Annotated in this window: 23 protein-coding genes and 2 pseudogenes; 9 read left to right on the forward strand and 16 right to left on the reverse strand. The window is 64.2% G+C overall.

Annotated elements, in window-relative coordinates; all coding sequences use genetic code 11:
- Window positions 1-18: 18 nt before the first annotated feature.
- Entirely contained in the window at window positions 19-657 is a 639-nt protein-coding gene (locus tag ACD578_RS01735) for a DsbA family protein (protein WP_404290314.1), read from the reverse strand.
- Window positions 658-729: 72 nt separating this feature from the next.
- On the reverse strand, window positions 730-1,239 hold the full coding sequence (locus tag ACD578_RS01740; protein ID WP_404290316.1) for a DUF721 domain-containing protein: 510 nt from the start codon (window positions 1,237-1,239) through the stop codon (window positions 730-732).
- A 57-nt stretch (window positions 1,240-1,296) separates the two neighbouring features.
- On the opposite strand from ACD578_RS01740, the gene mutY reads away from it, so the two are divergent.
- A complete protein-coding gene (gene mutY / locus ACD578_RS01745; RefSeq protein WP_404293643.1) occupies window positions 1,297-2,400 on the forward strand; it encodes an A/G-specific adenine glycosylase in 1,104 nt (367 codons plus the stop codon).
- Here mutY and ACD578_RS01750 read toward each other — a convergent pair whose 3' ends face one another.
- From ACD578_RS01750 to ACD578_RS01780, 7 genes are all read right to left on the reverse strand, one after another.
- Entirely contained in the window at window positions 2,401-3,297 is an 897-nt protein-coding gene (locus ACD578_RS01750) for a LysR family transcriptional regulator (RefSeq protein WP_404290318.1), read from the reverse strand.
- 309 nt (window positions 3,298-3,606) lie between these two features.
- A complete protein-coding gene (locus ACD578_RS01755) occupies window positions 3,607-5,415 on the reverse strand; it encodes an ABC transporter permease (protein WP_404290320.1) in 1,809 nt (602 codons plus the stop codon).
- A complete protein-coding gene (locus tag ACD578_RS01760) occupies window positions 5,412-6,368 on the reverse strand; it encodes an ABC transporter substrate-binding protein (RefSeq protein WP_404293644.1) in 957 nt (318 codons plus the stop codon). The genes ACD578_RS01755 and ACD578_RS01760 overlap by 4 nt, the downstream gene beginning before the upstream one ends.
- 167 nt (window positions 6,369-6,535) lie before the next feature.
- Window positions 6,536-7,732: a site-specific DNA-methyltransferase gene (locus ACD578_RS01765; RefSeq protein WP_404290322.1), complete on the reverse strand. Its 1,197-nt coding sequence runs from the start codon at window positions 7,730-7,732 to the stop codon at window positions 6,536-6,538.
- 159 nt (window positions 7,733-7,891) lie between these two features.
- Window positions 7,892-8,530: a ribonuclease HII gene (locus ACD578_RS01770; RefSeq protein WP_404290324.1), complete on the reverse strand. Its 639-nt coding sequence runs from the start codon at window positions 8,528-8,530 to the stop codon at window positions 7,892-7,894.
- An 11-nt stretch (window positions 8,531-8,541) separates the two neighbouring features.
- Window positions 8,542-8,949 (reverse strand): GFA family protein, encoded by a 408-nt coding sequence (locus tag ACD578_RS01775; protein ID WP_404290326.1) that lies wholly within the window; start codon window positions 8,947-8,949, stop codon window positions 8,542-8,544.
- Between the two features lie 247 nt (window positions 8,950-9,196).
- Entirely contained in the window at window positions 9,197-10,282 is a 1,086-nt protein-coding gene (locus ACD578_RS01780) for a PA0069 family radical SAM protein (protein WP_404293647.1), read from the reverse strand.
- A gap of 220 nt (window positions 10,283-10,502) precedes the next feature.
- On the opposite strand from ACD578_RS01780, the gene ACD578_RS01785 reads away from it, so the two are divergent.
- Entirely contained in the window at window positions 10,503-10,994 is a 492-nt protein-coding gene (locus ACD578_RS01785) for a hypothetical protein (RefSeq protein WP_404290328.1), read from the forward strand.
- Between the two features lie 6 nt (window positions 10,995-11,000).
- Here ACD578_RS01785 and moaB read toward each other — a convergent pair whose 3' ends face one another.
- The 4 genes from moaB to ACD578_RS01805 form a co-directional block, all read right to left on the reverse strand.
- Window positions 11,001-11,555, reverse strand: coding sequence for a molybdenum cofactor biosynthesis protein B (gene moaB / locus ACD578_RS01790; RefSeq protein WP_404290330.1), 555 nt, complete (start codon window positions 11,553-11,555; stop codon window positions 11,001-11,003).
- A 261-nt stretch (window positions 11,556-11,816) separates the two neighbouring features.
- Window positions 11,817-12,686: a neutral zinc metallopeptidase gene (locus ACD578_RS01795; RefSeq protein WP_404290332.1), complete on the reverse strand. Its 870-nt coding sequence runs from the start codon at window positions 12,684-12,686 to the stop codon at window positions 11,817-11,819.
- 89 nt (window positions 12,687-12,775) lie between these two features.
- Window positions 12,776-13,612 (reverse strand): uracil-DNA glycosylase family protein, encoded by an 837-nt coding sequence (locus ACD578_RS01800; RefSeq protein WP_404290334.1) that lies wholly within the window; start codon window positions 13,610-13,612, stop codon window positions 12,776-12,778.
- A 249-nt stretch (window positions 13,613-13,861) separates the two neighbouring features.
- On the reverse strand, window positions 13,862-14,428 hold the full coding sequence (locus tag ACD578_RS01805; protein WP_404290336.1) for a methylated-DNA--[protein]-cysteine S-methyltransferase: 567 nt from the start codon (window positions 14,426-14,428) through the stop codon (window positions 13,862-13,864).
- A gap of 274 nt (window positions 14,429-14,702) precedes the next feature.
- Here ACD578_RS01805 and ACD578_RS01810 point away from each other — a divergent pair.
- The 3 genes and pseudogenes from ACD578_RS01810 to ACD578_RS01820 all read left to right on the forward strand — a co-directional run bounded on the left by ACD578_RS01810 (window position 14,703) and on the right by ACD578_RS01820 (window position 19,538).
- A pseudogene (locus ACD578_RS01810) lies at window positions 14,703-16,366 on the forward strand (electron transfer flavoprotein-ubiquinone oxidoreductase).
- A gap of 293 nt (window positions 16,367-16,659) precedes the next feature.
- Window positions 16,660-18,450, forward strand: a complete 1,791-nt coding sequence (locus ACD578_RS01815) for a tetratricopeptide repeat protein (RefSeq protein WP_404290338.1) — start codon at window positions 16,660-16,662, stop codon at window positions 18,448-18,450.
- Window positions 18,451-18,674: 224 nt separating this feature from the next.
- The gene (locus tag ACD578_RS01820) at window positions 18,675-19,538 is read left to right on the forward strand and encodes a 4-(cytidine 5'-diphospho)-2-C-methyl-D-erythritol kinase (protein WP_404290340.1); all 864 of its coding nucleotides are present in this window, start codon (window positions 18,675-18,677) and stop codon (window positions 19,536-19,538) included.
- Window positions 19,539-19,675: 137 nt separating this feature from the next.
- On the opposite strand, the gene ACD578_RS01825 is transcribed toward ACD578_RS01820, so the two are convergent.
- Complete coding sequence (locus ACD578_RS01825) at window positions 19,676-20,482, reverse strand: MetQ/NlpA family ABC transporter substrate-binding protein (RefSeq protein WP_404290342.1); 807 nt, start codon at window positions 20,480-20,482, stop codon at window positions 19,676-19,678.
- A 539-nt stretch (window positions 20,483-21,021) separates the two neighbouring features.
- On the opposite strand from ACD578_RS01825, the gene ACD578_RS01830 reads away from it, so the two are divergent.
- Window positions 21,022-23,052, forward strand: a complete 2,031-nt coding sequence (locus tag ACD578_RS01830) for a glycoside hydrolase family 113 (RefSeq protein WP_404290344.1) — start codon at window positions 21,022-21,024, stop codon at window positions 23,050-23,052.
- Between the two features lie 45 nt (window positions 23,053-23,097).
- On the opposite strand, the gene ACD578_RS01835 is transcribed toward ACD578_RS01830, so the two are convergent.
- Window positions 23,098-24,117, reverse strand: a complete 1,020-nt coding sequence (locus tag ACD578_RS01835; protein ID WP_404290346.1) for a polyprenyl synthetase family protein — start codon at window positions 24,115-24,117, stop codon at window positions 23,098-23,100.
- A 114-nt stretch (window positions 24,118-24,231) separates the two neighbouring features.
- On the opposite strand from ACD578_RS01835, the gene ACD578_RS01840 reads away from it, so the two are divergent.
- Complete coding sequence (locus tag ACD578_RS01840) at window positions 24,232-24,456, forward strand: DUF2007 domain-containing protein (protein WP_404290348.1); 225 nt, start codon at window positions 24,232-24,234, stop codon at window positions 24,454-24,456.
- A gap of 7 nt (window positions 24,457-24,463) precedes the next feature.
- Window positions 24,464-25,204, forward strand: a complete 741-nt coding sequence (locus tag ACD578_RS01845; protein WP_404290350.1) for a tRNA1(Val) (adenine(37)-N6)-methyltransferase — start codon at window positions 24,464-24,466, stop codon at window positions 25,202-25,204.
- A gap of 62 nt (window positions 25,205-25,266) precedes the next feature.
- On the opposite strand, the gene ACD578_RS01850 is transcribed toward ACD578_RS01845, so the two are convergent.
- Window positions 25,267-25,596 carry a hypothetical protein gene (locus tag ACD578_RS01850; RefSeq protein WP_404290352.1) on the reverse strand — a complete coding sequence of 110 codons (330 nt, stop codon included), beginning with the start codon at window positions 25,594-25,596 and terminating at the stop codon, window positions 25,267-25,269.
- A gap of 163 nt (window positions 25,597-25,759) precedes the next feature.
- Between ACD578_RS01850 and ACD578_RS01855 the strand changes: the two are divergent.
- Window positions 25,760-26,645, forward strand: a pseudogene (locus ACD578_RS01855) (S49 family peptidase).
- The last annotated feature ends 12 nt before the right edge of the window (window positions 26,646-26,657 follow it).

Raw genomic sequence — 26,657 nt, forward strand, 5'->3', positions numbered from 1 at the left:
GGGGCGGGTTCAGGGAGCTTATTCTCCCAGGAGAGGCTTGATGACCTTTTCAATATCATCGATCGAGAGGCTTCCAGGATGACGCTGACCATTGATGAAGAAAGTCGGCGTGGAGTCCACACGGAACTGCTCCATACCCCGGTTCTTCACTGCATTCACCGCGTCATATAGTTTCTGGTCCTTGAGGCAAGCGTCAAATTTTTCCTGTGAAAAACCTGCCTGGCGCATGAGCCCGCGCAGGGCATCGAGCGGCTTGTCCACAAAGGCCCAGTTCCGCTGCTGCTCGAAGAGAAGGTCGGTGATCGGGTAATACTTGTCGTTGCCATCGCAGCGGGCGAGCATGAAGCCGGCGGTGGCGAGGGGGTCGAGCGGGAATTCGCGTAAGGTGAAGCGGATCTTGCCCGTGTCGATATAGCGCTTCTTCAGCTCCGGCCAGGTGGTCTTGTGGAAGTTGGCGCAGTGCGAGCAGGTCATCGAGGCATACTCGATGATCGTCACCTTGGCGTTTTCCGGACCCAAGGCCACGTCGCCGAGGGGGCCGGGGACCGCGAGATCCGATGCGGCCACGTTCTGGGCCAAGGCCGGCAGGCTCGTAGCGAGATAGGCGGTTGCGGCTGCGGTTCCGAGAAGCTGAAGCGTCTGACGCCGGGTGATCATCGTGGGGAGGCTCCTGAAGAGATTTCGTCCTGCGGTAGAATGACTTGGGGTTTCTGGCAAGCGCCGGCTATCTCACGCTTTCGTGCGTGAACCGGAGCCGACGATGGCCTGGCCCAGCCTGTCGAGCGCTGCCTTCAAGGCTTCCTCCTCGATGGGCTGGACGGCCTTGCCGACCTTCTCCCGGTCCGCAGGAGTGAGAACGGGCGCGGTCGGGCGCTTCTTCTCAACCCGCCGCACGGGCCCTTGTTTCAGCACCAGTTTCCCGATGCAGCGCCAGCCGTAATAGGTGTTCACCCGGTCGATGATGGTCGGCGCGAGGTGCTGGAGTTCGAGGGCGAAGGCGCTCTCGACCCGGATCACGAGGGTTGCCGGGTCGGGCCGCGCCTCCGGATCCGCATGGGGAGCTTTGCGCTTCCACTCGATCTTGAGGGGCTGAGTGAAGGCGGCCAGCCGCTCGCCGACGATATCGGGCCAGGCCATGATGATGTCGGAGGTGGCAAAGCCTTGCGCCGCCAGGCTGGGGGACAGGCAGACGTCGAGAAACTCGGCAAGCGGGCGGGCGAGAGGTCTCGGTCGTCTCATGTTGAATGTCCAAAAGCCGCGTTGGAATCTGCGATGAGGATCGTTATTCCACATCACATGTTAACGCCCGCTTCGAGCGCGACCAAGCCCGACCCGCAGGATCTCCTCGCCTGGTACGATCGTCACCGGCGGGACCTGCCGTGGCGTGCCAAGCCCGGCGTGACCGCAGACCCTTACCGCGTCTGGCTTTCCGAGATCATGCTGCAGCAGACGACGGTGGTGGCGGTCAAACCCTATTACCTGAAATTCCTCGAGCGTTTCCCGACTGTCGAGGCCTTGGCCGAGGCGCCCTCCGAGGCGGTCATGCAGGCTTGGGCGGGGCTCGGCTATTATTCCCGCGCCCGCAATCTTCATGCCTGCGCCAAGGCGGTTGTGGATAAGCATGGTGGACGCATTCCAGGGACGGAAGCGGAGCTCCTGAAGCTTCCCGGCATCGGCGCCTATACGGCGGCAGCGGTCGCGGCCATCGCGTTCAACGAGAAGGCGGCGGCGGTGGACGGCAATGTGGAGCGGGTCATGTCCCGCATCTTCATGGTCGAGGAGCCGCTGCCGAAGGCCAAGCCCCTGATCCGCGCCCTGACCGAGGCTCTGGTGCCGGCGGACCGGCCGGGCGACTTCGCGCAGGCCGTCATGGATCTCGGCGCTACCATCTGCACCCCCAAGCGCCCAGCCTGTGCGCTTTGCCCCTGGATGGTGCCCTGCCGCGCTCGCGCCGAGGGCCTGCAGGAGACCTTTCCGAAAAAGCAGAAGAAGGAGAGTGGGCAGCTGCGCAAGGGTGCGGCCTTCGTGGTGCTACGCGCCGACGACACGATCCTGCTCCGCACCCGTCCGCCGCAAGGGCTTCTCGGCGGCATGGCCGAGCCGCCGACGAGTGCCTGGGAGCCCGATTACGAGCCCTCCCGTGCCGTGCTCGACGCACCCATCGAAGCGCGCTGGCAGCGTCTGCCGGGCACGGTGAAACACGTGTTCACCCATTTTCCGCTGGAGCTCACGGTGCTCTTCGCCAAGGTCGCGAAGGGCACGCCCGCGCCCGAAGACATGCGCTGGACGCCGCGCATGGCCCTGCACGAGGAGGCGCTGCCCGGCGCCATGAAGAAGGTGCTGGTGCATGCGCTGGGAGACATTCCAGGCCCGAAGGCGAAGGCTTCCGCAAAGACCTGATCAGCCGCCCACCAGCGCCTTCTGATTGCGCTTGAAGAGGCTTGCCAACGCGTTCGCCACCCGCGTCACATTGGGGCGGTTGCGGCTGCGCCGGTGCATGACGAGGAAGACGTCCTCGATCAGGTCGCCCTCCGGCTTCGTCACCTGGACGAGATCCGGGTCCGAATCGCCGAGCCAGCAGGGGAGGAAGGCGGCGCCGAGGCCCGCTTTCGCCGCCTGGTAGCGGATTGGCATGTCACCGATGCGGGCCGCGATGGTGCGTCCCTGTGCGAACTCGGCCACATAGGCCGCCTGCCGCGACAGGGTGGGATCCTCCGGCGGCGCGATGACGGCTTTGGGATTTTCCGTGCGGGCATAGATGGCGAACGCGATCTGCCCGATTTTTCTTGCCACGAGATCGTCGCTTCCTTCCGGCAGGTGGCGCATCCGCAGGCCGATATCGGCCTCGCCGGAGGCGAGGTCGAGTCGGTGGCGGGTCGGGATATAGGCGATCTCCACGGGAGCTGCTGCCTCGTGCAATTCCCCCGCGTAGAGAGACAGGAAGAGCGTTACCGAGGCGGTCGCCGTGATCCGCACCGGCGCATCGGGATCGGGCCGATAGGCTGCCGCCGTTCGCGACACGACGGCGGCCGCTTCGCCCATGGGAGCGGCCGCGTCTAGTATCGCCTGTCCGGCTTCCGTCAGTTCGAGGTTGTTGGGCCCTCGCTGGAACAGCGAGAGACCGAGCGTCTCCTCCAGCACCTTGATGCGCCGCGCGACGGTCGGCTGGCTCTGACCCAGTGCCTTCGCGGCGCTGTTCATCGATCCATGAGCCACCACGGCGAGAAAGATCCGCAGGTCGTCCCAGGACGGTTCGGTGAAGGCGAGGCGGAAGGGATCGAGAGACGAAGAAGCCATGAGATGATGCTAAAGCGTTGAACCCGGTTCGGCATAGGGGGATGTTCCGGCCTTTGAGACAAGCCGACCATCGCGCAAAGGCCGTTCTCCCGCAGCCCGCCAGAGGCGGGGGAGAGCTGTTCAGTTTTGGAGAGGTTGGGTGCGTGCGTTGGCGCGTGATCGATCCTCCCACGTCATCACCCGCCCTGTGCCGGTGATCCCGATGGCTTGAAGCGCTGAGCTTCACAGCATCGAGATGGCCGGGACAAGCCCGGCCATGACGTAGCAATTATTAATCTCGGCAAGCCGCAGGCGAGGGAAGTGATTTTATCAGCTCAACGCCGGCTTTGGTTCAAGCTGCTTGATCGCTGGAGCGCGAGCAGGAATATGGAGCGGCTTCGCGTTCATGCGCTCTTCGCCTTCCATCTCGCATTGCCATGGCAGAGCCCCGGCCGGCAGATACTTGCCCAGCGCGTCGAGGACGAGCATGGCGATTGTCACGACGCCGATGATGACGATGGCGACGGCGGAGGCTTGGCTTGCGAGCCCGGCCTCTTCGAGATTGTAGAGCACCACGCCGATGGTTTCCGTTCCGGCCGACCAGAGCAGGGCCGAGACGGTGAGCTCGCTGAAGGCGAGCAGGAACGCCATCAATCCGCCGGCGACCGCGGCGGGGAGCAGGGAGGGAAGCACGATGCCGAAGAGCCGCTGCATCAGGCGGGCGCCGTCGATGGCTGCGGCTTCCTCCTGTGCAACATCGATCTGCACCATGCCCGCCAGCACGGGCTTCAGCGCCACCGAGAGGAAACGGGCGAGATAGGCGAACACGATGATCCACGGTGTCGCATAGAGCGAGAAGCCCACGAGCGGCATCGGCTTCAGGAAGAGCAGAATGCACGCGATGGCGAGCACGATGCCCGGCAGCACATAGGAGATCTCGAGGAGGGACACCGCGAGAATTCTCGAGCGTCCCACCAGCCGGATCAATCCGTAGGCAACGGGCACGACGAGCAATGCCAGCACGCACGCCGCACCGCCGGCATAGATGAGCGAGTTCGTGAAGGCGCGGATCGTGACGTCCTGGCGTGCCAGCACTTCGATGAAATTGTCGAGGGTGACCGTCGCGAGCGAGAGAGGCATGCCGTAGGACGGAACGAGAGCGGCCGCCAGCAGCGACAGGATCGGCAGGACGAGGGTCACGGCCAGGACGACCGTAACGAAGATTTCGACAGCGATGCGCGCGTGGCCGAGAGGCCAGAACGGTTTCAGGGGCGTGTCGTCCTCCAGATGCACGCCATGCTTCCGCGTGAGAAACTGGCTTGCCGCAACGCAGACGATCGCGATGGCTGCGACCAGAAGGCCGAGGGCCGACACATCGCCGATCATATCGGTGCCGAAACTCGACAGCCGGCGATAGATGAGCACAGGAAGCGTCAGGTAATTCACTGGCGCGCCGAGCAGCGCCGGAATGCCGAAATTGCCGATGCCGGCCACGAAAGCGAGCAGGGCCGCGCTCACGAGATGCGGGCGCAGCAGCGGCATCAGGTGATCGACGAGGATGCCCAAGGGCCGCGCGCCGTCGATGCGGGCCGCTTCGACGACGGCCAGCGGGATGCGCTTCAGGCCGGCGCTCATCACCACATAGACGAGCGGCGCATGGTGCAGGCCGAGCACCAGAATGATGCCGCCGCGTCCGAGCATCGGATTGGCGCTGCCTGCTTCAGGCGCGAGGCCGAGCGCGTTCAGGATGGGCGAGGCCGGGCCTGCCAGATGCAGAAAGGCGAGGGCGATCACCTGGGGCGAAATCATCACCGACAGGACGAAGAGGAACGACGCGATGCGGCGCCTGCGGATATCGGTGACGCCGAGGACAAGCGCCATGGCAGTGCCGAGCGGCAACGCCAGAAGCGTCGATAGCAGCGCCGTTTCCAGCGTCGCGCGGGCCGCGTTCATGGCCGAGCGGCTGGAGAGCGCCGAGAGCATGGCATCGGGATTGAAGACGCCGCCGGGAAAGAGCGCGGCCAGCAACAATCTTGCGGCGGGCAGGACGTCGAAGGCGAAGACGATCAAAGCGACAAGAGCGAGAAGGCCGAAACCTCCCCGCTCCAGGAACGACTTGGTCTGAGCGCGATGTCTCACTGCCCGAAAATCTCGGCGAAGGCCGCCTTGTTCTTGGTTTCATCCGCGAGCGCTTTAGCCGCGTCGAAGCTCATGACCTTGATCTGATCGCGCAAAGGATAGCCGGCCGGCAGCGCGACGGCGGGATGGGCTGCGATATAGCCCTGCTTCAATGCCAGATCCTGGCCGTCCTTCGAGAGCAGGAAATCGACGAAGGCGCGGGCGGCGTCCGGGTTCTTCGTGCTCTTGAGAATGGCGACGGGTTCGGACACGGCCGAGACGCCTTCCTTCGGGAACACGAACTCGACCGGCGCGCCCTTGGCCTTCTCGCGGATCGGCATGTAGTCGACGATCACGCCGTAGAGCTTCTGGCCGCCGGCCACCTGCTTCAGCACGTCGCCGTTGCCGCCGCCGGCGACGGCGTTGTTCTCCTTGAGCGCTTCGTAATACTTCCAGCCGTCGTTCATGCTGCCCGTCAGGGTCGCGGCATGGATGAGGGCCGCGCCCGAGGTGAGGGGGCTCGGCATGACGAGCTGGCCCTTGACCTCCGGCCTGGTGAGATCCTGCCATGAGGTCGGCTTGAAGCTCGCCTTGGTGTTGTAGGCGATGCCCGTGGTGATCAGCTTGGTGGCGAACCAGAATTTTTGGGCATCGTGCGTGCCTGCCGGATATGCCGAGACATCGGCCGTCTCATGGGCCAGAAGGCGGTCCTCCTTCTTCAGGCCCTCCATGGTGACGCTGTCGGCGATCAGCAGCACGTCGGCCTGGGGCTGCCCGGCCTCGAACTCGGCGCTCAGCTTGGCGAGGATCTTCGGGGTGCCGTCGCGTACGAAAGTGACGTTGACGCCCGGATGCCTGGCCTTGAAGGCGTCGATGGTCTGCTGCGCGTCGGTGTTGGGCTGGCTCGTATAGAGGACGAGATTGCCCGAGAGCCCTTGAGCCTGCGCGAAGGACGGCATAAGGGCGACGACCATAGGGAGAAGGATGCGCTTGAAGGACACGGGGCGGTTCCTCGCTTTCGGTAAGGCTTTCCCCGCGCTAGCGGCCTTGGATGACGCCTCTGTGACGATAGGGTAGTGCGCTAAAGGAAAAGGGCCAGCTTTGGGCTGGCCCTCTCGGAAAATCCAAATCCCGCTAAAGGTCAAGCGGCCATTTCAGCGCGCACCTTCGCACGGAACTCGTCGATGGAGACGAGCTTGCCCTGTCGCTCCACGTTCCAGAAGGTCCAGCCGTTGCAGGAGGGGAACCCTTGCGTGAGCGCGCCGATCTTGTGGATCGAGCCGACGATGGCGCCGAGCGCCAGGGTGCCGTCGGCGCGGACCACCGCCTTGTGACGACGGCGTTCGTCCACCAGCGTCTCGCCCGCCTTCACATGACCGCTCTCGATGAGCGACAGGAAGGGCACGCGCACTTCCGTGCGCTTTTCCGGCGCAGCCGCGATCGACACGTCGGAGAGAGGCTCGACCGCATCGATTCGCGCCCGTGCCGCCTTGGCATAGGTCGAATCGCGCTCGAGGCCGATGAAGTTGCGCCCGAGCATCTTGGCGACCGCGCCCGTCGTACCGGAGCCGAAGAAGGGATCGAGCACCACGTCGCCGGGATTGGTCGATGAGAGCAGGATGCGTGCGAGCAGTGCCTCGGGCTTCTGCGTCGGGTGGACCTTGCGGCCCTGAGCATCCTTCAGGCGCTCGTCGCCTGTGCAGAGGGGGATGAACCAGTCGGAGCGCATCTGCACGTCTTCGTTGCCGGCTTTCAGCGCATCGTAATGGAAGGTGTAGCCCTTCGAATCCGCGCTCTTCGAGGCCCAGATCATGGTCTCGTGCGCATTGGTGAAGCGGCGGCCCTTGAAGTTCGGCATCGGGTTGGCCTTGCGCCAGACGATGTCGTTCAGGATCCAGAAATCCAGATCCTGCAGGGCCGCGCCCACCCGGAAGATGTTGTGATAGGAGCCGATGACCCAGAGCGTCGCGTTCTTCTTCATCACGCGGCGCACGGCGGAGAGCCAGGCGCGGGTGAACGCGTCGTAATCGGCAAAGCTCGCGAACTTGTCCCAGTCGTCGTCGACCGCGTCGACGAGGCTCTGGTCGGGGCGCGTCAGCGCCTGTTCGAGCTGGAGATTGTAAGGCGGATCCGCAAAGATCACGTCCACGCTCTCAGGCGGAAGCTTCTCGAGATTGGCGATGCAGTCGCCGAGGAGGATCTCGTTGAGAGGAAGAGATTTCGGCAGGACGGAGAGGGGCGGTTTACGCCCCGTCCGAGGTGCCGGCGCAGACCGCCCGGTACGCGAGACATGGATCCGGGAGGCGGCGCCGGCAGCCCCGGTACGCGAGGTACCCATGGGTGATCACCGGTTACGCAACTGACACTCCGGATCATGGTCCGTTAGGGTAAAGATGAAGTTTCCAAGTGGAAAAAAGCGCGTCTTATTTTGGGTCGGCAAAACTTGCCGACTTCTTGAAAACATTGATCTTTTCGGGTTAACGGGCGTTAAGTTCGGTTACAGGTCCAGTAACCCTTGGCGCAGGGGTGAAAAACTCAGGCGATGGAACGGGCAGGGACCCTCGCTCGCGATCACCGTGAGATGCGCCTTCGTGCTGTAGCCCGCGTTGCTGGCGAAACCATAGGCAGGATAAGCTTGTCCGAGCCTCGTCATCATGCGGTCGCGGACCACTTTCGCCACGATAGATGCCGCTGCGATCGAGGCGATTCGCGAATCACCCTTGATGACAGCTTCCGTCGAGCAGGGCAGGTCGGGCGGATCGTTGCCGTCGACGAAGGCCATGTCGGGCTTGCAGGGAAGCGCGGCGAGCGCCCGGCACATGGCGAGCAGGGAGGCCTGCCGGATATTGATGGTGTCGATCTCCTGATGCGACACCGAGGCGATGCCGACATGGGACGTCGCGAGGATTTCCGGAAACAGCGCCTCGCGCTTGGCCGCCGTCAAAGCCTTCGAATCGGCCAGGCCCTCAGGCACGTTGTCGAGATCGAGCACGACCGCTGCCGACACCACCGGTCCTGCCAGCGGCCCACGCCCGACCTCATCGAGGCCGGCGATGCAGGTGAAACCCTGCGCGCGGGCGGAAAGCTCCCGGTCGAGGCCGAGGCCGGATTGAGGAGGGCGAATCAGGACGGTCATGGCTCGCAGGCTTATAGGCGATCTGCTTCTTCTCGGGGACCGGGCCATTCAGCGCGGGCCACCGGGTCGACGATCGACATGCCTACTCCCTCCGTCGCTCGGGTCGGGATAGTCGAAGGATCGAAGCCATCGAGGCAGAAGATGTTCACACCGTAATGGTCGGGCGCCGATCGCTTGCGGTGAAAGGTGTAGATGCCGCAGCGCGAACAGAAGTAGTGCTTCGCTCGTTTCGTGTTCCACTGATAGAGCGACAGGGCTTCCTCGCCTGCCAGGATGGTCAGGGCGCTCTCGTGGACCTTCGTCATCAGGGCGTTCTTCTTCACGCAGAGCGAGCAGTCACAGGTCGTCAGCTCGCCGATCTCCGCGTCGATGCAGAAACGGACGGTGCCGCAATGGCATGACCCTGTGTGGCGCTCCACGGTGCACTCCGGCGTTTAGGCTTATAAGGAGAAGGGCAATATACTGATCGGCCGTCGCGTGACCAGAGCGATACCGGGTGAGACCTCCCCGTCATAGCCGGGCCTGTCCCGGCCATCTCGATACGGTGAAGCGCAGTGCTTCAATCCATCGGGATCACCGGCACAAGGCCTGTGATGACGTGCAGAGATGACTCGTTGTCTGCATCAGGTGCCGCGCTCCGTCCGGGATGCCGCTCAGGGCAAGCGATCAAAACAAACTCAGCTGCCCCGCCTCTTTCGGCGGCACGGTGAACAGGTCCTTGCGCAGGCGCAGGTTCCGCTTGTTCAGCCCGAGCCGTTCGGCGGCGGTCTCGAACCTACGGCCGAGCATCCAGGCATAGGGACCGACGCCGGATTGTCGGGTGCTCCACTCGGCATCGTAGTCCTTGCCGCCGCGTGCCTCCTGCAGCAGCGTGAAGACGTGCTTGAGCTTGTCCGGGTAATGCTCGGCGAGCCAATCGCGCATCAGGTCCTTGAGATCGTGCGGCAGGCGCAGGAGCACATAGCCCGCCTCCTGCGCACCGGCCGCGGCACAGGCCTTCAGGATCGCTTCGATCTCGTGGTCGTTGATCGCCGGAATGATGGGAGCAACCAGAACCGACACCGGAATGCCGGCCTCCGTCAGCTTTCTGATCGTCTCCAGGCGCTTGGCCGGAGCGGCCGCGCGGGGCTCCATGCGCCGGGCGAGCTTCGGGTCCAGGGTCGTGACCGAGATCGCGACCTTGGCGAGCTGCCGTTCGGCCATCTGGCTCAGGATGTCGATGTCGCGGGTGACGAGGGCCGATTTCGTCACGATGCCGACGGGATGGTTCATCCGGTTCAGCACTTCGAGGACGGACCGGGTGATGCGGAAGCGCCGCTCAACCGGCTGGTAGGGATCGGTGTTGGAGCCGAGCGCGATCGTCGTCGGCTGATAGTTCGAGGCCCGTAGCTCCTTTTCCAGCAATTCCGCCGCATTGGGCTTCGCGAAGATCTTGGTTTCGAAATCGAGCCCCGAAGACAGCCCCTGGAAGGCATGGGTGGGCCTGGCGAAGCAATAGGCGCAGCCGTGCTCGCAGCCGCGATAGGGGTTGATCGATTTCTCGAAGAGGATGTCCGGCGAATCGTTCTTGGTGATGATCGTGCGCGGCTTCTCGACGATCACTTCGGTCGGCAGGGAGGGCAGCTCCTCCTCGATCTCCCAACCGTCGTCGAATCCTTCGCGCTGCGCCGGCTCGTAGCGTCCGGACGGGTTCGCGGACGCGCCCCGGCCCCGGCGGCGGTCCACCTCGACGCGGTACGCCGTGTCGTCCATGCGCCGCCGCGCGGCCTCCGCCGCTTCCAGCGGGGTGCGCTTCGCAGGCCGGCTGCGGAAGGGATCGCGGGCGGGATCTTTAACGCGAACACTCATGGCGGCCTCGAGCGAGATCTATCGTGAAGGCCTCGAGCTTAAGAACAAAACAGGAACAAAATCAAGAGGGCATCGGCAAGTATGTCCTAGCGACGGCATGGCGCGAAGGAGCTATAGTATTCAGATGATTACCGTTCTCGTTCGCGTCACCCATGGGCCCGAGGCCCTCGCCGCCACCCTGAGCGCCCTCGTTCCGGCTGTTGCCGCCGGGCTGATCGGCGATGCCGTCATCCTGTCCGACAGGCAGGATGAAATCCTTGCGAAAGTGGCCGACGCCGCCGGTGCGACCCTGGTGGTTGCGCAAGGGGATTCCTGGACGGAAGGAGCGAAGGTCGCGCGGCGCGACTGGCTCTTGTGCCTCGACGACGGCGATATTCCGCAGGAAGGCTGGATCCGGGTGCTCGACCGGTTCGTGGCTCTGTCCAAGCCCGAACGCGGACTGGCACGGATGCGGCGACAGCGGGCGGGTGTGGTCAATGCATTCCTCAACCTGTTCGCGCGCTCATCGATACGGGGAGGGGATCTGGTCCATCGCCGCGTGTTGATGAACGAGGTGAGGGCCCACATGCCCGTGCGGCTCTCCGCCACCATCGAGCGCGATCCGGTTTTCGGCTGAACCCGTTCACCCCTTCAGCTTGCCCCGCTTCAGGTGCTCGTCGAGGCGCGGCATGATCTCGACAAAATTGCACGGCCGGTGCCGGTAATCGAGCTGGTTTGACAGAATGCCGTCCCAGGCATCCTTGCAGGCGCCGGGCGAGCCCGGCAGCACGAAGATGAACGTCGTGCCGGCCACGCCAGCCGTCGCCCGCGACTGGATCGTCGACGTGCCGATCTTGTCGTAGGAAATTCGATGGAAGATGGCGGAAAAGCCCTCCATCCGCTTGTCGAACAAAGGCTCGATCGCCTCCGGCGTCACGTCGCGGCCGGTAAAGCCCGTTCCGCCGGTGGTGATGACCACGTCGACGGTGGGATCAGAAATCCAGCCCTGCACCTTCCCGCGGATCGTCTCGATGTCGTCCGGCACGATGGCCCGGTCCGCGAGCCGGTGGCCTGCCTTGGTGAGACGCTCGGCCAGAGTCGAGCCCGACTTGTCATCCTCCAGAGAGCGCGTGTCGGAGACCGTCAGCACGGCGATGGTGAGCGGAATAAAGGGAAGGGCGTCATCGATGCCGGGCATGGAGGGACTCTCGAATGCGAGTTTTCCATGTAACGCAGGAAAGCCTGCACTTCCACAAGCATTCATCCCGAGCCTCTGCTGACACTCTGCCGGAACTGATCCCTCCACGTCATCATCCGCCTTGTGCCGGTGATCCCGATGGAAAAGACTCCGCGCTTTTCCAATAGAGATGGCCGGGACAAGCCCGGCCATGACGAAGAGAATTTGTGAACGATTTCGGATTCTGCTCTGCAGCCCCGGAATGACTTCAGACAGTTCGTTTTAAAGCTTGCTCGCCCGGAACGTATCGCAAGCCTGGACCTGTCCCGTTTTCAGGCCCGTGGTGAGCCAGCGCATGCGCTGCTCGGAGGAGCCGTGGGTGAAGCTGTCGGGCACCACGCGGCCCTGGCTCTGCTTTTGAAGCCGGTCGTCGCCGATGGCCTCGGCGGCGCGGATGGCCTCCTCGATGTCGCCCTGCTCGAGCGATTGCCAGCGCTGGTTGGAATGGTGTGCCCAGACGCCGGCGAGGCAATCCGCCATCAGCTCGACGCGCACGGAAAGCTGGTTGGCTTCCGCACGCCCGACCTGCTGCTGCCGCTCCTGAACGCGGGGCAGGATACCGAGCTGGTTTTCGACGTGGTGGCCGACCTCGTGGGCCAGCACATAAGCATTGGCGAAATCGCCGCCGGCGCGGAAGCGGCGCTGCATCTCCTCGAAGAACGACAAGTCGATGTAAACGGTCTGGTCGAGCGGGCAGTAGAACGGCCCCATGGCCGATTGCGCACCACCGCAGCCGGACCGGGTGGCATCCGAGAAGAGCACGAGCTTCGGAGCCTGGTATTGCCTGTTGGCCTGCTGGGGCAGCACCGTGTTCCACACGTCTTCCGTGTTGCCGAGAATGGCGGCGGCGAAGCGTCCGGCTTCATCCTGCGGCGCGCCCTGGCGGCCCTGCTGTTGCTGCTGGTAGCCGGAGCCGCCGCCCGTCATCATCTCGGCGCCGCCGATCAGGATGCGCGGGTCGATGCCGAGCACCCAGCCGACGAGGCCGAGGATCACGATGGTTCCGATGCCGAGCCCACCCGCACCTCCGGGCAGACCCATGCCGCGACGGTCTTCCACATTGGACGAGCTTCGAAAGTCTTCCCAGCGCATGATCCACCTTCAGGCAGCGGCATACCTTACCGCAGAAGCTTAAGGCGTAAGCATATAGACCGGTTCCGAACCTGACTGCGAGAGCCTCTTTACTCCCGGCCGTCCAGAGCCCGCCGCAGGGCCTGGAAATCCCGCCAGCCGAGCCGCTTCTGCAGGGGCTGGCGCAGGAGATAGGCCGGGTGCAGGGTCGGCAGTGCCCTGATCTCCCGCCCGTCCTCGGTCTTGTAGGTGAACCAGCGACCGCGGGTGCGCAGAATCCCGTCCTTGATACCGAGCAGATTCTGGGCCGCGGGACCGCCGAGGCAGAGCACGAATTCCGGGCTCGCCAGCTCGATCTGTCGCGTGATGAACGGCTTGCAGATCGCCACTTCCTGCGGGGTCGGCGTGCGGTTGCCGGGCGGGCGCCAGGGCACGATGTTGGCGACGTAGACCTGCGTGCGGTCGAGCCCGATGGTCGCGAGCATCCGGTCGAGCAGCTGGCCGGAGCGGCCCATGAAGGGCTTGCCGATCCGGTCCTCGTCCGCACCGGGCGCTTCGCCGACCAGCATGACGCGACCTTCCGGATTGCCGTCCGCGAAGGCCAGGTTCTTGGCAGAGAATTTCAGGGCGCAGCCGTCGAAGCCGGCCAGAATGGCCTCGAGCTCCTCCAGGGACTGCGCATGGCGCGCCTGCTCGCGAGCCATGCTCGCCACCTCTTCCGGGGCGCCCGCAGCCGCTTTCGGCAACGCGCGGGGAGAAGGAGCTGACGGGGTGGGGGATGCCGTGGACGCGGAAGCGGGAGCCGGGGCCCTGGCCGTAGCGCGTTCGGCCTTCGGTTCGGCAAAGCGATTGTGCGGGGTCTCGTCGAGCGCAAGATCAGCCCCCGCCTCGACATGGAAGTCGAGGAGCGCCTGGAGAGCATCGCGGTCGGAAGGGAGATCCTGCATAGGGACTATGTAAGCATCCCGAGGGTTGTGGACAACTCAGGCCTGCAAAGGAACCGATGGATCTTGCTGTCTGACTTCGGGCTAAAACGCCGACCTTGTCCAGAGAGTGGGGCCGAACATTCCCTGCCACGTCCTCACCGGCCTTGTGCTGGTGATCCCGATGCTGTGAAGCGCCGCACCTCTCCGATCGGGATGACCGGGACAAGCCCGGCCATGACGTAAGAGGGGCGGAGCATCTTCGCCGATCCCTCACGATATCAGGTCGAAGAGTGTCGGGCTCTCGTCGCGTCTGGCGTCTTCGATGGCAAGGAGGCGACGCTTGGTCGTGGCACCGCCGTTGGCCGAGAAGCCGCCGAGCTTGCCGCTCGCCGCGACAACCCGGTGGCAGGGCACGATGACGGCGAACGGATTGCGCCCGAGAGCCTGGCCGATCGCCCGGGCGTTGTTGATGCCGAGCCGGGATGCAATCTCACCGTAGGTCAGCACGCGGCCCGGCGGAATGCTGCGGGCGATCTCATACACCCGACGGTCGAAGTCCGATACGCCTTCCATGTCCAACAGTACGGTGGACAGATCGCGTGCTTCGCCTCGCAGCAGAGCCGTCACATCGGCAATGATGCCTTGAACGTCCGGTGGTGGCGGGGCCTCGAAGATCCCGGGAAAGCGCTTGGCGATGCGGCCGCGTGTGTCGGATGCGTCGTCCTCGGGGAGCTGAAAGCCCACGACGCCGCGCTCGTTCCAAGCCAGCCCGCAGAGGCCGATGGATGTCTCGAAAAGCGTGTAGAACGCCGGAGGGCTGGATGGATAATCCCGCATGCTCTTTTGTAGACCTCCTGGCGTCGTCGAACAACTCGGGATGTTCTTTCCCACTGCGGTGGTCGCTCTGCTGGATTGAGCTGAGCCACGTCCCTCGAAACAGACGGCGATCATCGGATTTCCGCATAAGGTTATGCGGAAAGAGAACTTTCAGCCGTGCATCGATGAAGCTAGGAAGGTGCCTTAGTTAGAATGACTTGAGAATTCGGGCATATCGTTCATATGTAAACCATATGCCCGCTCAAGCGTTGAAGCCGCGTACCAGGAGGAAGCCATGTCCGATCTGCCCGCTCGTGAATCGATGGAGTTCGACGTCGTCGTCGTGGGCGCGGGTCCTGCAGGCCTTGCCACCGCCATCCGGCTCAAGCAGCAGGCGGCGGAGGCGGGGACGGACATCTCCGTGGTCGTGGTCGAGAAGGGCTCCGAGGTCGGCGCCCACATCCTGTCCGGCGCGGTCATCGACCCGATCGGCCTCGATGCCCTCCTGCCGGACTGGCGCAGCGATCCGGATCGGCCCCTCAAGACGGAAGTCACGGCCGACGAATTCATGTATCTGGGCCATGCCGGCGGCATCCGCATGCCCAACGTGTTCATGCCCAAGCTCATGAACAACCACGGCAATTTCGTCGGCTCGCTTGGCAATGTCGCCCGCTATCTCGGCCGCAAGGCGGAGGAACTCGGCGTCGAGATCTATCCCGGCTTCCCGGCGGCCGAGGTGCTGATCGAGGACGGCAAGGTGGTGGGTGTGGCGACCGGCGACATGGGCATCAGCCGCAACGGCGAGCCCAACGCCAACTTCACGCGCGGCATGGAGCTGCGCGCCAAGTACACGATCTTCGGTGAGGGCGCGCGCGGCTCGCTCACCAAGCAGATGGTCGAGCGCTTCGGCCTCAACGAGGGCCGCGATCACCAGAAATACGGCATCGGCATCAAGGAGCTCTGGCAGGTCAAGCCCGAGAAGTTCCAGCCGGGCCTCGTGCGCCATTCCATGGGCTGGCCGCTGCCGAACAATGCCGGCGGCGGCTCCTGGCTCTATCACTTCGACGACAATCTCGTGTCCGTCGGCTTCGTGGTGCATCTCAACTACAAGAACCCGACCCTCTCGCCCTTCGACGAGTTCCAGCGCTTCAAGACGCACCCGATGGTGCGCGACGTGTTCGAGGGCGCAAAGCGCATCGGCTACGGGGCGCGGGCGATCATGGAGGGCGGCTGGCAATCGGTGCCGCGCCTGTCCTTCCCCGGCGGCTGCCTTGTCGGCGACTCGGCCGGCTTCGTGAACGTGCCGCGCATCAAGGGCAGCCACAACGCCATCCTGTCGGGCATGCTCTGCGCCGATCACGTCTTCGCGGCCCTGCAGGCGGGCCGGACCAATGACGAGGTCTCGTCCTACGAGGACGCCTGGCGCTCCTCGCCCATCGGCTACGACCTCAAGCGCGTGCGCAATGTGAAGCCGCTCTGGTCGAGATACGGCACGGCGGCCGGCGTGGCGCTGGGCGGCCTCGACATGTGGCTCACCGAGATCTTCGGCTGGTCGCCCTTCGGCACTATGAAGCACGGCAAGCCCGATCACGAGAGCCTGCTGCCGCTCTCGTCCGTGACGCCGATCAAGTACGACAAGCCGGACGGGGTGCTCACCTTCGACAAGCTGTCCTCGGTGTTTTTGTCCAACACCAATCACGAGGAGGACCAGCCGGTCCATCTCAAGGTGAAGGATCCGGCCCTGCAGAAGGCCTCCGAGCACGATGTCTTCGGCGGACCCTCGCAGCGCTATTGCCCGGCGGGCGTCTACGAATGGGTGGAAGGCGAGGGGGCGTGCGCTACCAGATCAACGCCCAGAACTGCGTCCACTGCAAGACCTGTGACATCAAGGACCCGAACCAGAACATCAACTGGGTCACCCCCGAGGGCGGCGGCGGGCCGAACTACGTGAACATGTGAGGGCGCTCGTACTTCCCCTTCCCCGAGAGGTGAGCGGCTGACAGGGTGAGACCTTCACGTCATGGCCGGGCTTGTCCCGGCCATCCCGATTTGAAGAGCGTTGTGCTCCGCCATCGAGATCACCGGCACTAGGCCGGTGATGACGTAGCGGTGTATTCGGCTCCTCACGCGGCTTTTACGTTGCCAGCGGCAATCTTCCCCTTGCGGGCACAGGTGGGAACCGCCATTCTCCGGCCTGATTTGGCGCACATCTCAACCGTCAAGAGATGCTGCGATGATTGGAGCCGCGCTTCGTGCCCATTTTGAAACTGCCTTTGGCCTATAAGGGCCTGCCTGCATTGATGTTTTTGGCTGCCGGCCTCCTGACCGCCCCGGCCGTGGCCGCCAATACGGCCGAGGACGAGGTTCTGCGGCCTGCCCAGAGCCTCGAGGGCAACTTCCTGTCGGCCTATGTGGCCGGATCCGCGCGGGATACCGAGGCTGCGACCATCTTCTTCCGCGAGGCGATCCAGGAGGATTCCCGCAACCAGGAGCTACTGGAGCGGGCCTTCGTGGCTTTCCTGGCCAACGGCTCCATGACCGAGGCCGTTCGCGCGGCCGAGCGCCTCTCCGTGCAGGATCCGTCGAACAACCTGGCGCAGTTCGCTCTCGCGGTCCGCTCCCTGAAGGGCCAGAAATATGCCGATGCCCGCACCCGCCTTTCGAAGGGCACCCGCGGACGTCAGGCGGATCTGACGGCAACGCTTCTCACCGCCTGGACCTATGCCGGTTCCAAGGACGGCAAGCAGGCGCTCGCCACGATCGACAAGCTCAAGAACGAGCGCGCCTTCGACCAGTTCCGCGAATACCACGCCGCCCTCATCGCGGATGTGGTGGGCAACCCGGCCGAGGCCGAGAAGCGCTTCAAGGCGGCCTATGAGGGCGAGCGCAACACCCTGCAGGTGGTCGATGCCTACGGCCGCTTCCTGGCCAAGCGGGGCCGCAAGGACGAAGCCCTGAAGATCTACAAGGCCTTCGACGAGGCGGCGCCGCGTCATCCGATCGTTCGCGCTGCCATGAAGGCGCTTGAGGAAGACAAGCCGCTCATGCCGCTCGTCACCAGTGCGCAGGACGGCGCGGCGGAGCTGCTCTACGGCCTCGGCGTCGTCGGCAACACGCAGGGCGACGAACTCACCGCCATCATCTACTTGCGGCTCGGCCTCGACCTGAAGGGCGATCATCCGCTCGCCCTCGTCACGCTGGGCGACGTCTACGAGCGCCTGAAGCAGTACGACAAGGCCAACGCGATCTTCGAGCGGATCCCGAAGGACTCGCCCGTGCGGCCGAGTGCCGATATTTCCATCGGCCACAATTACGAGCTGATGGGCCGGGGTGACGACGCCATCTCCCATCTCGAGACGCTCATGAAGGAGCGCCCGGACGACGTGGAGGTCGTCATGGCGCTGGGCAACGTGCAGCGCTCGCGCAAGAAATTCGCCGAGGCTGCCGAAACCTACGATAAGGCCATCAAGCTGATCGGCCAGCCGGAGCGCGGCCACTGGATCCTCTACTTCTATCGCGGCACGTCCTACGAGCGCGCGAAGCAGTGGGACAAGGCGGAGGCCGATCTGAAGAAGGCCCTTGAGCTCGTTCCCGAGGGGCTTCCGGCCGGCCGGGCGCAGGTGATGAACTACCTCGCCTATTCCTGGGTCGACCAGAACATGAACATCGACGAAGCCTTCAAGATGCTCACGAAGGCCGTGGAGCTCGCCCCCCGCGACGGCATGATCATCGACTCGCTCGGCTGGGCTTATTTCCGCATGGGCCGCTACGACGACGCCGCGCGCGAAGTGGAAAAGGCCGTCGAGCTGAAGCCGGGCGATCCGACCATCAACGACCATCTGGGCGATGCCTATTGGAAGGTCGGCCGCAAGCTCGAAGCCAAGTTCCAGTGGGACCACGCCAAGAACTCGGATCCGGAGCACGAGGAACTCGTGAAGATCCTCAAGAAGATCGACAACGGTCTGGACGAGGAGCCGAAGCCGGCTGCCGCCGAAAATGCGCCTCCGCCGCAGCCGGAATTGCCGAAGCACAACGGCGGGTAAGGCAAACCCGAATTTCGCTTCTCCACGTCATGGCCGGGCTTGTCCCGGCCATTTCAGTTTTCTGATGCTGACCGCTCTTCGAATCGGGATCACCGGCACAAGGCCGGTGATGACGGGAGGAGGGGGCAGACCCTTAGGAGCCGGATTCTCGGGATGAGGTCTGAGAGGGGCGACTATGGCGAGTCGCTCTTCCCATCCGCTCCGCTCTCGGGCATGGAAGCGCCATGCCTCCGCCGCTCGCCACCCGCGCTCCCGCGAAGATCAACCTGACGCTCCACGTGTTCGGGCGCCGGGCGGACGGCTATCATGAGCTGGAGAGTCTGGTGGCGTTCGCCGGCACGGGCGACGATCTGCGGCTCGAGCCGGGGCCGAGGCTGGCGCTTCGGGCCCGCGGTCCGACGGCCATTCTCGCCGGAAGCGATGCCGACAATCTCGTCCTGAAGGCCGCGCGGCTTCTGGCAGATCGTGTGGAAGGCTTGCAACTCGGCACCTTCCATCTGACGAAGCGCCTGCCGGTGGCTGCCGGGATCGGGGGCGGATCCTCGGATGCCGCGGCGGCCTTGCGGCTTCTGGCCCGTCTCAACGGCCTGCCGCTGTCTCACGCCGGGTTGCGAGAGGCGGCCCGCCTCACGGGGGCGGATGTGCCCGTGTGCCTGGAACCGAGGGCCCGCATGATGCGGGGAGCGGGCGAGGAGCTCGGAGCTCCGCTGAACTTGCCGCGCCTGTTCGCCGTGCTGGTCAACCCGCGCGTGCCGGTCGAGACGCCGGCGGTGTTCAAGGCGCTCGGGTTACGGCTCGGCCAGGCTCTGGCGGGAGCGGAGCATCCAAGCATCGAGCGAAGCGCGCTGATCGATACATTGAGCGCTGCGCGCAACGATCTCGAACCGCCGGCGCTGCACATTCAGCCGCTGATCGGCGAAGCGCTTGGCCTGCTCCGGCAGACGAGAGGCTGCCGACTGGCTCGCATGTCGGGGTCGGGCGCGACTGTGTTCGGCCTCTACGACGATTGCGAGGCAGCTGCCGCGGCGGCGAAGGCCGTCAGGCGCGCACGGCCGGATTGGTGGGTCAAGGCGACGAGCCTTCGGTAAATCCAACTCGCCCTCGTCATCACCGGCCTTGTGCCGGCGATCCCGATTCGAAAAGCGGTCAGCATCAGAAAACTGAGATGGCCGGGACAAGCCCGGCCATGACGTGCGGAGTTTATCAGTTTTCTCTTAGAAGCCGCTTACCACGCCGGAATGATGGCGCCCTTGAAACGTTCTTCCAGGAACTTCGCGACCTCGGGGGACTGATAGGATTCCACGAAGGTCTTGATCTCCGGACGATTGTCGCCCTGACGAGCGGCGACGAAGTTGGCATAGGGATTGCCTTCGCGCTTCTCCACCGCGATCGTGTCCTTGCGGATGTCGAGGCCGGCATTGAGCGCATGGTCGGTGTTGATCACGGCTGCGTCGAGATCGGGCAGGGCGCGGGGCAACTGCGCCGCGTCGAGCTCGGAGAACTGAACGCCTTTCGGGTTCTCGGCGATGTCGAGCAGGCTCGGCGACAGACCCTGGCCCTCCTTGATCTTGATCACTCCTTCAGCGGCGAGCAGGTTGAGCGCGCGGCCGCCGTTGCTCGGATCGTTCGGAATGCCGATCTTGGCACCCTTCGGCAGGGCGGCGACGGCCTTCACCTTGGTGGAGTATAGGCCGATGGGTTGGACGAAGGTGAAGCCCACGGGGACGATCTTGTAGCCGCGAGCGGCGATCTGTGCCTCGAGATAGGGCTTGTGCTGGAAGGCGTTGGCATCGAGGTCCTTGCGCTCCAGGGCCTCGTTGACGAGGGCGTAATCGGAGAAGGGCACGAGCTCGACATTCAGGCCCTTGGTGGCCGCAACCTTCTGGACGATCTGCGCCACCTCTTCCTCGGCGCCTGACATGACGCCGACCTTGATGCTCTTCTGCTGGGCGGCTGCCGGCAATGCGGCGGCCAGAGCAGCGCTGAGCGCGAAGGTCGCGGACAGGAGGGTGCGGCGGGTGAAAACGGACATGGGATTACCTTTCGGGCGAAGTGTATCCGGGCTTCAACTCGAAGCCGGACAGGTGGTTCGGGGAGATGGGAAAGATCAGGCTGTGAGGCGACAACACCGTTCAGCCTGCAGGGGCTGAAGGACGGGCATGGATGCCGTCATGGAAGTCAGGCGCGTCATAGCCGATCAATCCTCGTGAACCACGAGGCGGAGGCCGCTCGTGGCGCTTTAGCCTTTGATCACGCGGGGCAAGCTGCTCGTCTCAAATCACCGCGGTTCGAGGTAGTGGGAACCGCCTCAAGACAAGAATCCTTCTATACCGGCTGACTTTTATGTCAACCGAATTGTTCTGTAAAAAGAACAAGTCTGTTATGCGCGGGATGCCAGGGCGATGCACTCACGCTGCTGGACGGAGTGCCATCGTGATTCTGCTCAGGTCGACTAAGCGACCTAGACCGGTTAGCCGAAGGGCGGGCGAGATGTGATATGTTATAAAATAATAAACGATTCGGCTGATATCATTTGGGCAAATTGTCAGCCAATGAGAGCAGGGGCCAGCTATGAGTGATTCCGGTCAGATATTCGAGTGGGAAAGTATTACGCAGCCTTCCTATTGGGGCGGACAAATCCTCGATCCCAACGGCCTGAAAGCCATGAATCAGATCGTGGCCACCGGCGCCAATACGGTCACGATCATTCCTAACTTCTTTCAAACGGACAAATTCAGCAGCTCGACGGGACTGAGGCTCGGCGATCCAACCAATCCATGGGACAACGAGAGCGACACCTTCGAGCAGGTCAGGCAATCCATTCTCGAGGCCAAGGCACGCGGCCTCAAGGTCGTGGTCAAGCCCCATCTGGAAACGAACAATCGCGTCTGGCGCGCCGAGCTCGCACCGACCGACCCTAAGGCCTGGTTCGACAGCTACAAGGCCATGATGGTCGAATACGCCAAGGCGGCACAAGCGGGCGGCGCGGAGATGATCTGCGTCGGCACCGAGATGAACAGCATGATCGATCCGACCAAGGTCTGCAGCGACGGCAAGACCTATACCCAGAAATGGATTGAGATCATCGATGCCGTGCGCGCCGTCTATTCCGGCAAGGTCACCTATGCGGCAACCTATGACACGGTGCAGAAGGTCGGCTTCTGGGACAAGGTCGATTACATCGGCGTCGACGCCTATATTCCGTCTTCACTAAGCAATAATCCGACCGTCGATCAGATCGTGGATGCCTGGGTCAAGCCGCATTTCAACCCTTGGATCCGTGATACCCTGCATGGGGGAAAATCCGTCGTCGATTATTATAAGATGCTCTCGGAGAAGTACGGCAAGAAGGTGATCTTCACCGAGGTCGGCTACAAGAGCATGGACGGGGCGAACAAGGACCCGGGTGTTTTCGGCGGTGACGGAACATACGACCCTCAGGAACAGGTCGACTGCTACACGGCCCTCTTCAAGGTGATGGAGAACTACGGCGGACAATGGCTCGCCGGGTCGTTCCTCTGGAGCTATTACTCCTTCGAAAATCCGATGGCTCCGGTCGCAGAAGGTGGACGGGACGTCAAGTGGACGGACTACACCACGCAGCACAAGCCCGCCAATGCCGTGGTAACCGCCCATTATTCGGGACCGGCCCATGTGACCGGCCTCGTCTGGAATGGCACAACCGGCGCCGACAAACTCGACGGCGGCTATCACAACGATACGCTGAACGGTGCTGCCGGCAACGACGTGCTCTGGGGCGGCGCAGGCAACGACGTCCTCTCGGGCGGTGACGGGGCCGACGCAATGACGGGCGGAGACGGCGATGACGTCTATTCCGTCGACGCAAGCGGCGACACGGTGATGGAAACCGCCTCCGGCGGCACCGACCAGGTGATGTCCGGCATCAGTCATGCGCTGGGCGCAAATGTCGAGAACCTCGTGCTGACCGGCACGGGCGCCCTTGCCGGTACCGGCAACGAGCTCGCCAACACACTCGCTGGCAACAGCGGTGCCAACCTGCTCGTCGGCGGGCTTGGTGACGACCAGCTCTTCGGCTGGGCCGGTAACGACCCGCTTTCCGGCGGAGCAGGCGGCGACCGGCTGTTCGGCGGGGTGGGCAATGACACGCTCAAGGGCGATGGCGGCAACGACATCCTCGTGGGCGGGGCCGGCAAGGACACGCTCACGGGCGGCAAGTGGAGCAAGGCGGATGCGAACAGGGACGTGTTCCTGTTCGACTTCAAGGTGACCAAGAGCAACGCCAGGGGGCACGCCGACACGGTGAAGGACGCCCAGTTCAAATACGACGCGTTCTACTTCGACGATGCGGCCTTCGGCAACGCGACCATCGCCAAGTACCTGAAGGGCAAGGACGCCTCGCTCGATCACGCTATCGTCATCAAGAAAGGCTGGTTTGCCGTCGATCAGGCCAAGGACCGGGACGACTTCTTCATCGCCAGGAAGGTCAATGCCAAGACCTACAAGCTGTTCTTTGATGCCGACGGTTCGGGCACGAAGCAGAAGGCTCTGGAGGTCGCCACCGTCACCTACGACAAGAAGGTCGGTGGCGACATCACCTACAAGGACTTCCTCTTCGTCTGAGGCAAGTTCGTCGGAGGCAGGTTCGTCGGAGCAAAGAGCGCGTTCTCAGTAGGCGCGGGCGATGCAGAAATCGACCGCGTCGAGAAGGGCCTGTTTCATCGGGCTCGAGGGGAAGAGGGCGAGCGCATCGCGGGCCATGGCGCCGTAATGGCGCGCGCGCTCGACCGTGTCCTCCAGCGCCCGGTGACGGCGCATGATGGCGATGGCCTGTTCGAGATCCGCATCCTCAATCTCGCCCTGTTCCAGCACCCGCTTCCAGAAGGCGCGCTCCTCGTCCGTACCGCGGCGGAAGGAGAGGACCACGGGGAGGGTGATCTTCCCCTCGCGGAAATCGTCGCCCACGTTCTTGCCGAGGGTCGCGGCCTTGCCGCCGTAATCGAGGGCGTCGTCCACGAGCTGGAAGGCGATGCCGAGATTCATCCCGTAGGAGCGGCAGGCGGCCTGCTCGGCCTTCGGGCGCCCGGCGATGACGGGCCCGACCTCGCAGGCGGCGGCAAAGAGTTCCGCCGTCTTGCCGCGGATCACGGCGAGGTACTCGTCCTCGGTGGTCTCCGTATTCTTGGCGGCGGCGAGCTGCATCACCTCGCCCTCGGCGATCACGGTCGCAGCGGCGGAGAGGATGTCCAGGGCGCGGAGCGAGCCAACTTCCACCATCATGCGAAAGGCTTGGCCGAGCAGGAAGTCGCCGACGAGCACGCTCGCCTCGTTGCCCCATTTGATTCGGGCGGCGATCTTGCCGCGGCGCATATCGCTCTCGTCGACCACATCGTCGTGGAGGAGGGTGGCGGTGTGCATGAACTCGACGGAGGCCGCGAGCTTCACATTCCCGTCGCCCTGGTAGCCGGACAGGCCGGCGGTCGCCAGCGTCAGCATGGGCCTAAGACGCTTGCCGCCTGAGGAAATGAGATGGTTCGCCACCTCCGGGATCATCGTGACCTCGGAACCCGTGCGCGACAGGATCATCGCATTGACCCGTTCCATATCGGACGCCACAAGGGACACGAGCTTCTCGATGCTCGCATTCTTCTCGGGATGCTTGTCTTCGAACGGAACGACGACGCCCACGTCTCACTACCCGGGTTGCCGGCCGGCTTGGCCGGTAGGAATATCAGTCACCGTGGCATGGCACTTTCCATGCTGCAATGCAAACGCTTACCGCAAGGGAAGGATCTCAGGCCGATGGTCGAAATCGTCCGCACCAACGATCTCGTTCTGATCGGCTTCCTACAATCTCTCCTGGAAAACGCCAAGATCCCCGTTCTGGTCGCCGACATGCATATGAGCGCTCTGGAGGGCATGATCGGCGCCTTTCCGCGCCGGATTCTCGTGCCTGACGATCATCTGGCGCAGGCACGCCGCCTGATCGCCGAGGCCGGTCTCGAGGCCGAGCTGCGGCATGGATGAGAGCGGGATGGGTGAGATCACCGAGGATCTGCTCCTGGGCGGGCGTGTCCACCTCGTCCAGCCGGAGAAGGGGCATCGGGCGGGCACCGATGCGGTGCTGCTCGCAGCGTCGGCGCCGGTGAAGCCCGCCGACGTCGTGCTGGATGTGGGCGCGGCGACGGGGGCCGTCGGGCTCATGGCGGCAGCCCGGGAGAAGGGCGCACGCTTTCTCTTCGTGGAGCGGGATCCTCATCTCGCCGAGCTGTGCCGCCGGAACTGCCGGGACAACGGCGTCCTGGGCGAGGCGGTCGCCGCGGACGTGCTGGACAAGGCCTCACGCCAGGCTGCGGGGCTGAACCCGGAAAGCGCGGATCTCGTCCTCACCAATCCACCGTTCCTGGACGAGGGGCAGGCCCGGATCTCTCCCGACCGACGTCGGGCGGCTGCCCATGCTCTGCCGGCGGGCGGACTGGAGGATTGGCTCAAAGCCTGCGCGGGGCTTCTCAAGCCCAAGGGCCGTCTCGTCCTGATCCATCGGGCCGACCGGGTGGCCGAATGCCTTCAAATTCTGGAAAAATGGCTTGGCGGCCTGGAGCTTCGCTTCGTGCATCCGAGTGCCGACCGGCCTGCGATCCGCTTCCTCGTCTCCGGAATCAAAGGCAGCCGGGCTCCCATGAGCATTCTGCCGCCGCTGATCCTGAACGGCCCTGACGGGCGCTTCACCCCGCAAGCCGAGGCCCTGCACCGCGGGGAGGCCGATCTCCTGTGAGGTCGACGCTTCTGTGGAAAAGGGCGCCCAAGAGCGCCCTGTTCCGATGATCGATTGCTGAATTACCAGCGGTAGCCGGGCCGGCCGCCTGAGCGGCAGACCTCGATCGGACGGCGCACCCAGCGGTAGCCGTTCCAGACCCGCCGGGGCTCGACCCAGCAGCGGCGCGCCGTACGGACCGGGCGATAAGCCCCGTAGGGACGACCGTAATAGGGACGACCGTAATAGGGACGACGCCCATAATAGGGGCGCCCGTACTGGACGGTCACGACCGGCGCGGGGCTCCGGTAGCCGTAGCCCGGATAATAGGGCTGAGCCTCGGCCGGCTGCACGGACAGGGTGCCGAAGCCCAGGGCTGCAAAACCAAGAAGACCGAAAACAAGTTTGCGCATCTATATCTCCTCAACTCCGCCCAGACACCGGATTGAAACGGTGTCACGCCCGGGCTGTTGTCCATGATCAAGGTTTAAACGACCTTAACTGAACGCAGCCCGACAATTTCCCTAACGGTATGTTCATCTTGGGAAGCCGGGCCACGCACCCTACATAACAGCCATGGCTCAAACATCGTTCTCCTCCATGCTCCCGGCACGTCTGCAATTTCTCCTCCCAGCCAAGTATCGCGTCTATCCCAATCCCGTCGTGCCCGTGGTGCGCCTGTCGGGGCCCATCGGGGCCGTGATGCCCCTGCGGACGGGCCTTGCCATGTCGAGCGTGGCGCCGCTTCTGGAACGCGCGGTTTTCGGTCCCGGGCGCGAGGGCGGTGGCGCTGGTCATCAACTCGCCGGGCGGCTCGGCGGCGCAATCGCACCTGATCTTCAAGCGCATCCGAGCCCTTGCCGAGGAGAAGAAGCTTCCCGTCATCGCCTTCGTGGAGGATGCGGCGGCCTCCGGCGGCTACATGATCGCCTGCGCGGCGGACGAGATATATGCCGATCCGGCCTCCATCGTCGGCTCCATCGGGGTGGTCTCCGCGAGTTTCGGCTTCCATGAACTGATCGAGCGCATCGGCATCGAGCGGCGCGTGCATACCGCCGGCAAGAGCAAGGCGATGCTGGACCCATTCCGGCCCGAGAATCCGGAGGATGTGGTGCGCCTGAAGGGGCTTCAGCGCCAGATCCACGACGTGTTCGCCGGCCTCGTCCGTGATCGACGGGGCGAAAAGCTCAACGATTCCTACGACGATCTCTTCTCCGGTGCCTTTTGGGTCGGGGCGGAGGCGCTCGATCTCGGCCTCGTCGACGGGCTCGGCGACATCCGCACCATCCTGCGCCAGCGCTTCGGTGAGAAGGTGCGGTTCCGGATGATCGAGCCGGCGCGCCCGCCGTTGCTGGGACGCCTGCTCGGCCGCCGGTCCCTGGGGCAGAGCAGCCTGATCGACCCGGGCGAGATCGTCGGAGCCCTCGAAGAGCGCGCCGCCTGGGCGCGGCTGGGGCTGTAGAACCTCGCCGCT

It is taken from the genome of Microvirga sp. RSM25 (assembly GCF_044784385.1).
Classification (GTDB): Bacteria; Pseudomonadota; Alphaproteobacteria; order Rhizobiales; family Beijerinckiaceae; genus Microvirga; species Microvirga tunisiensis.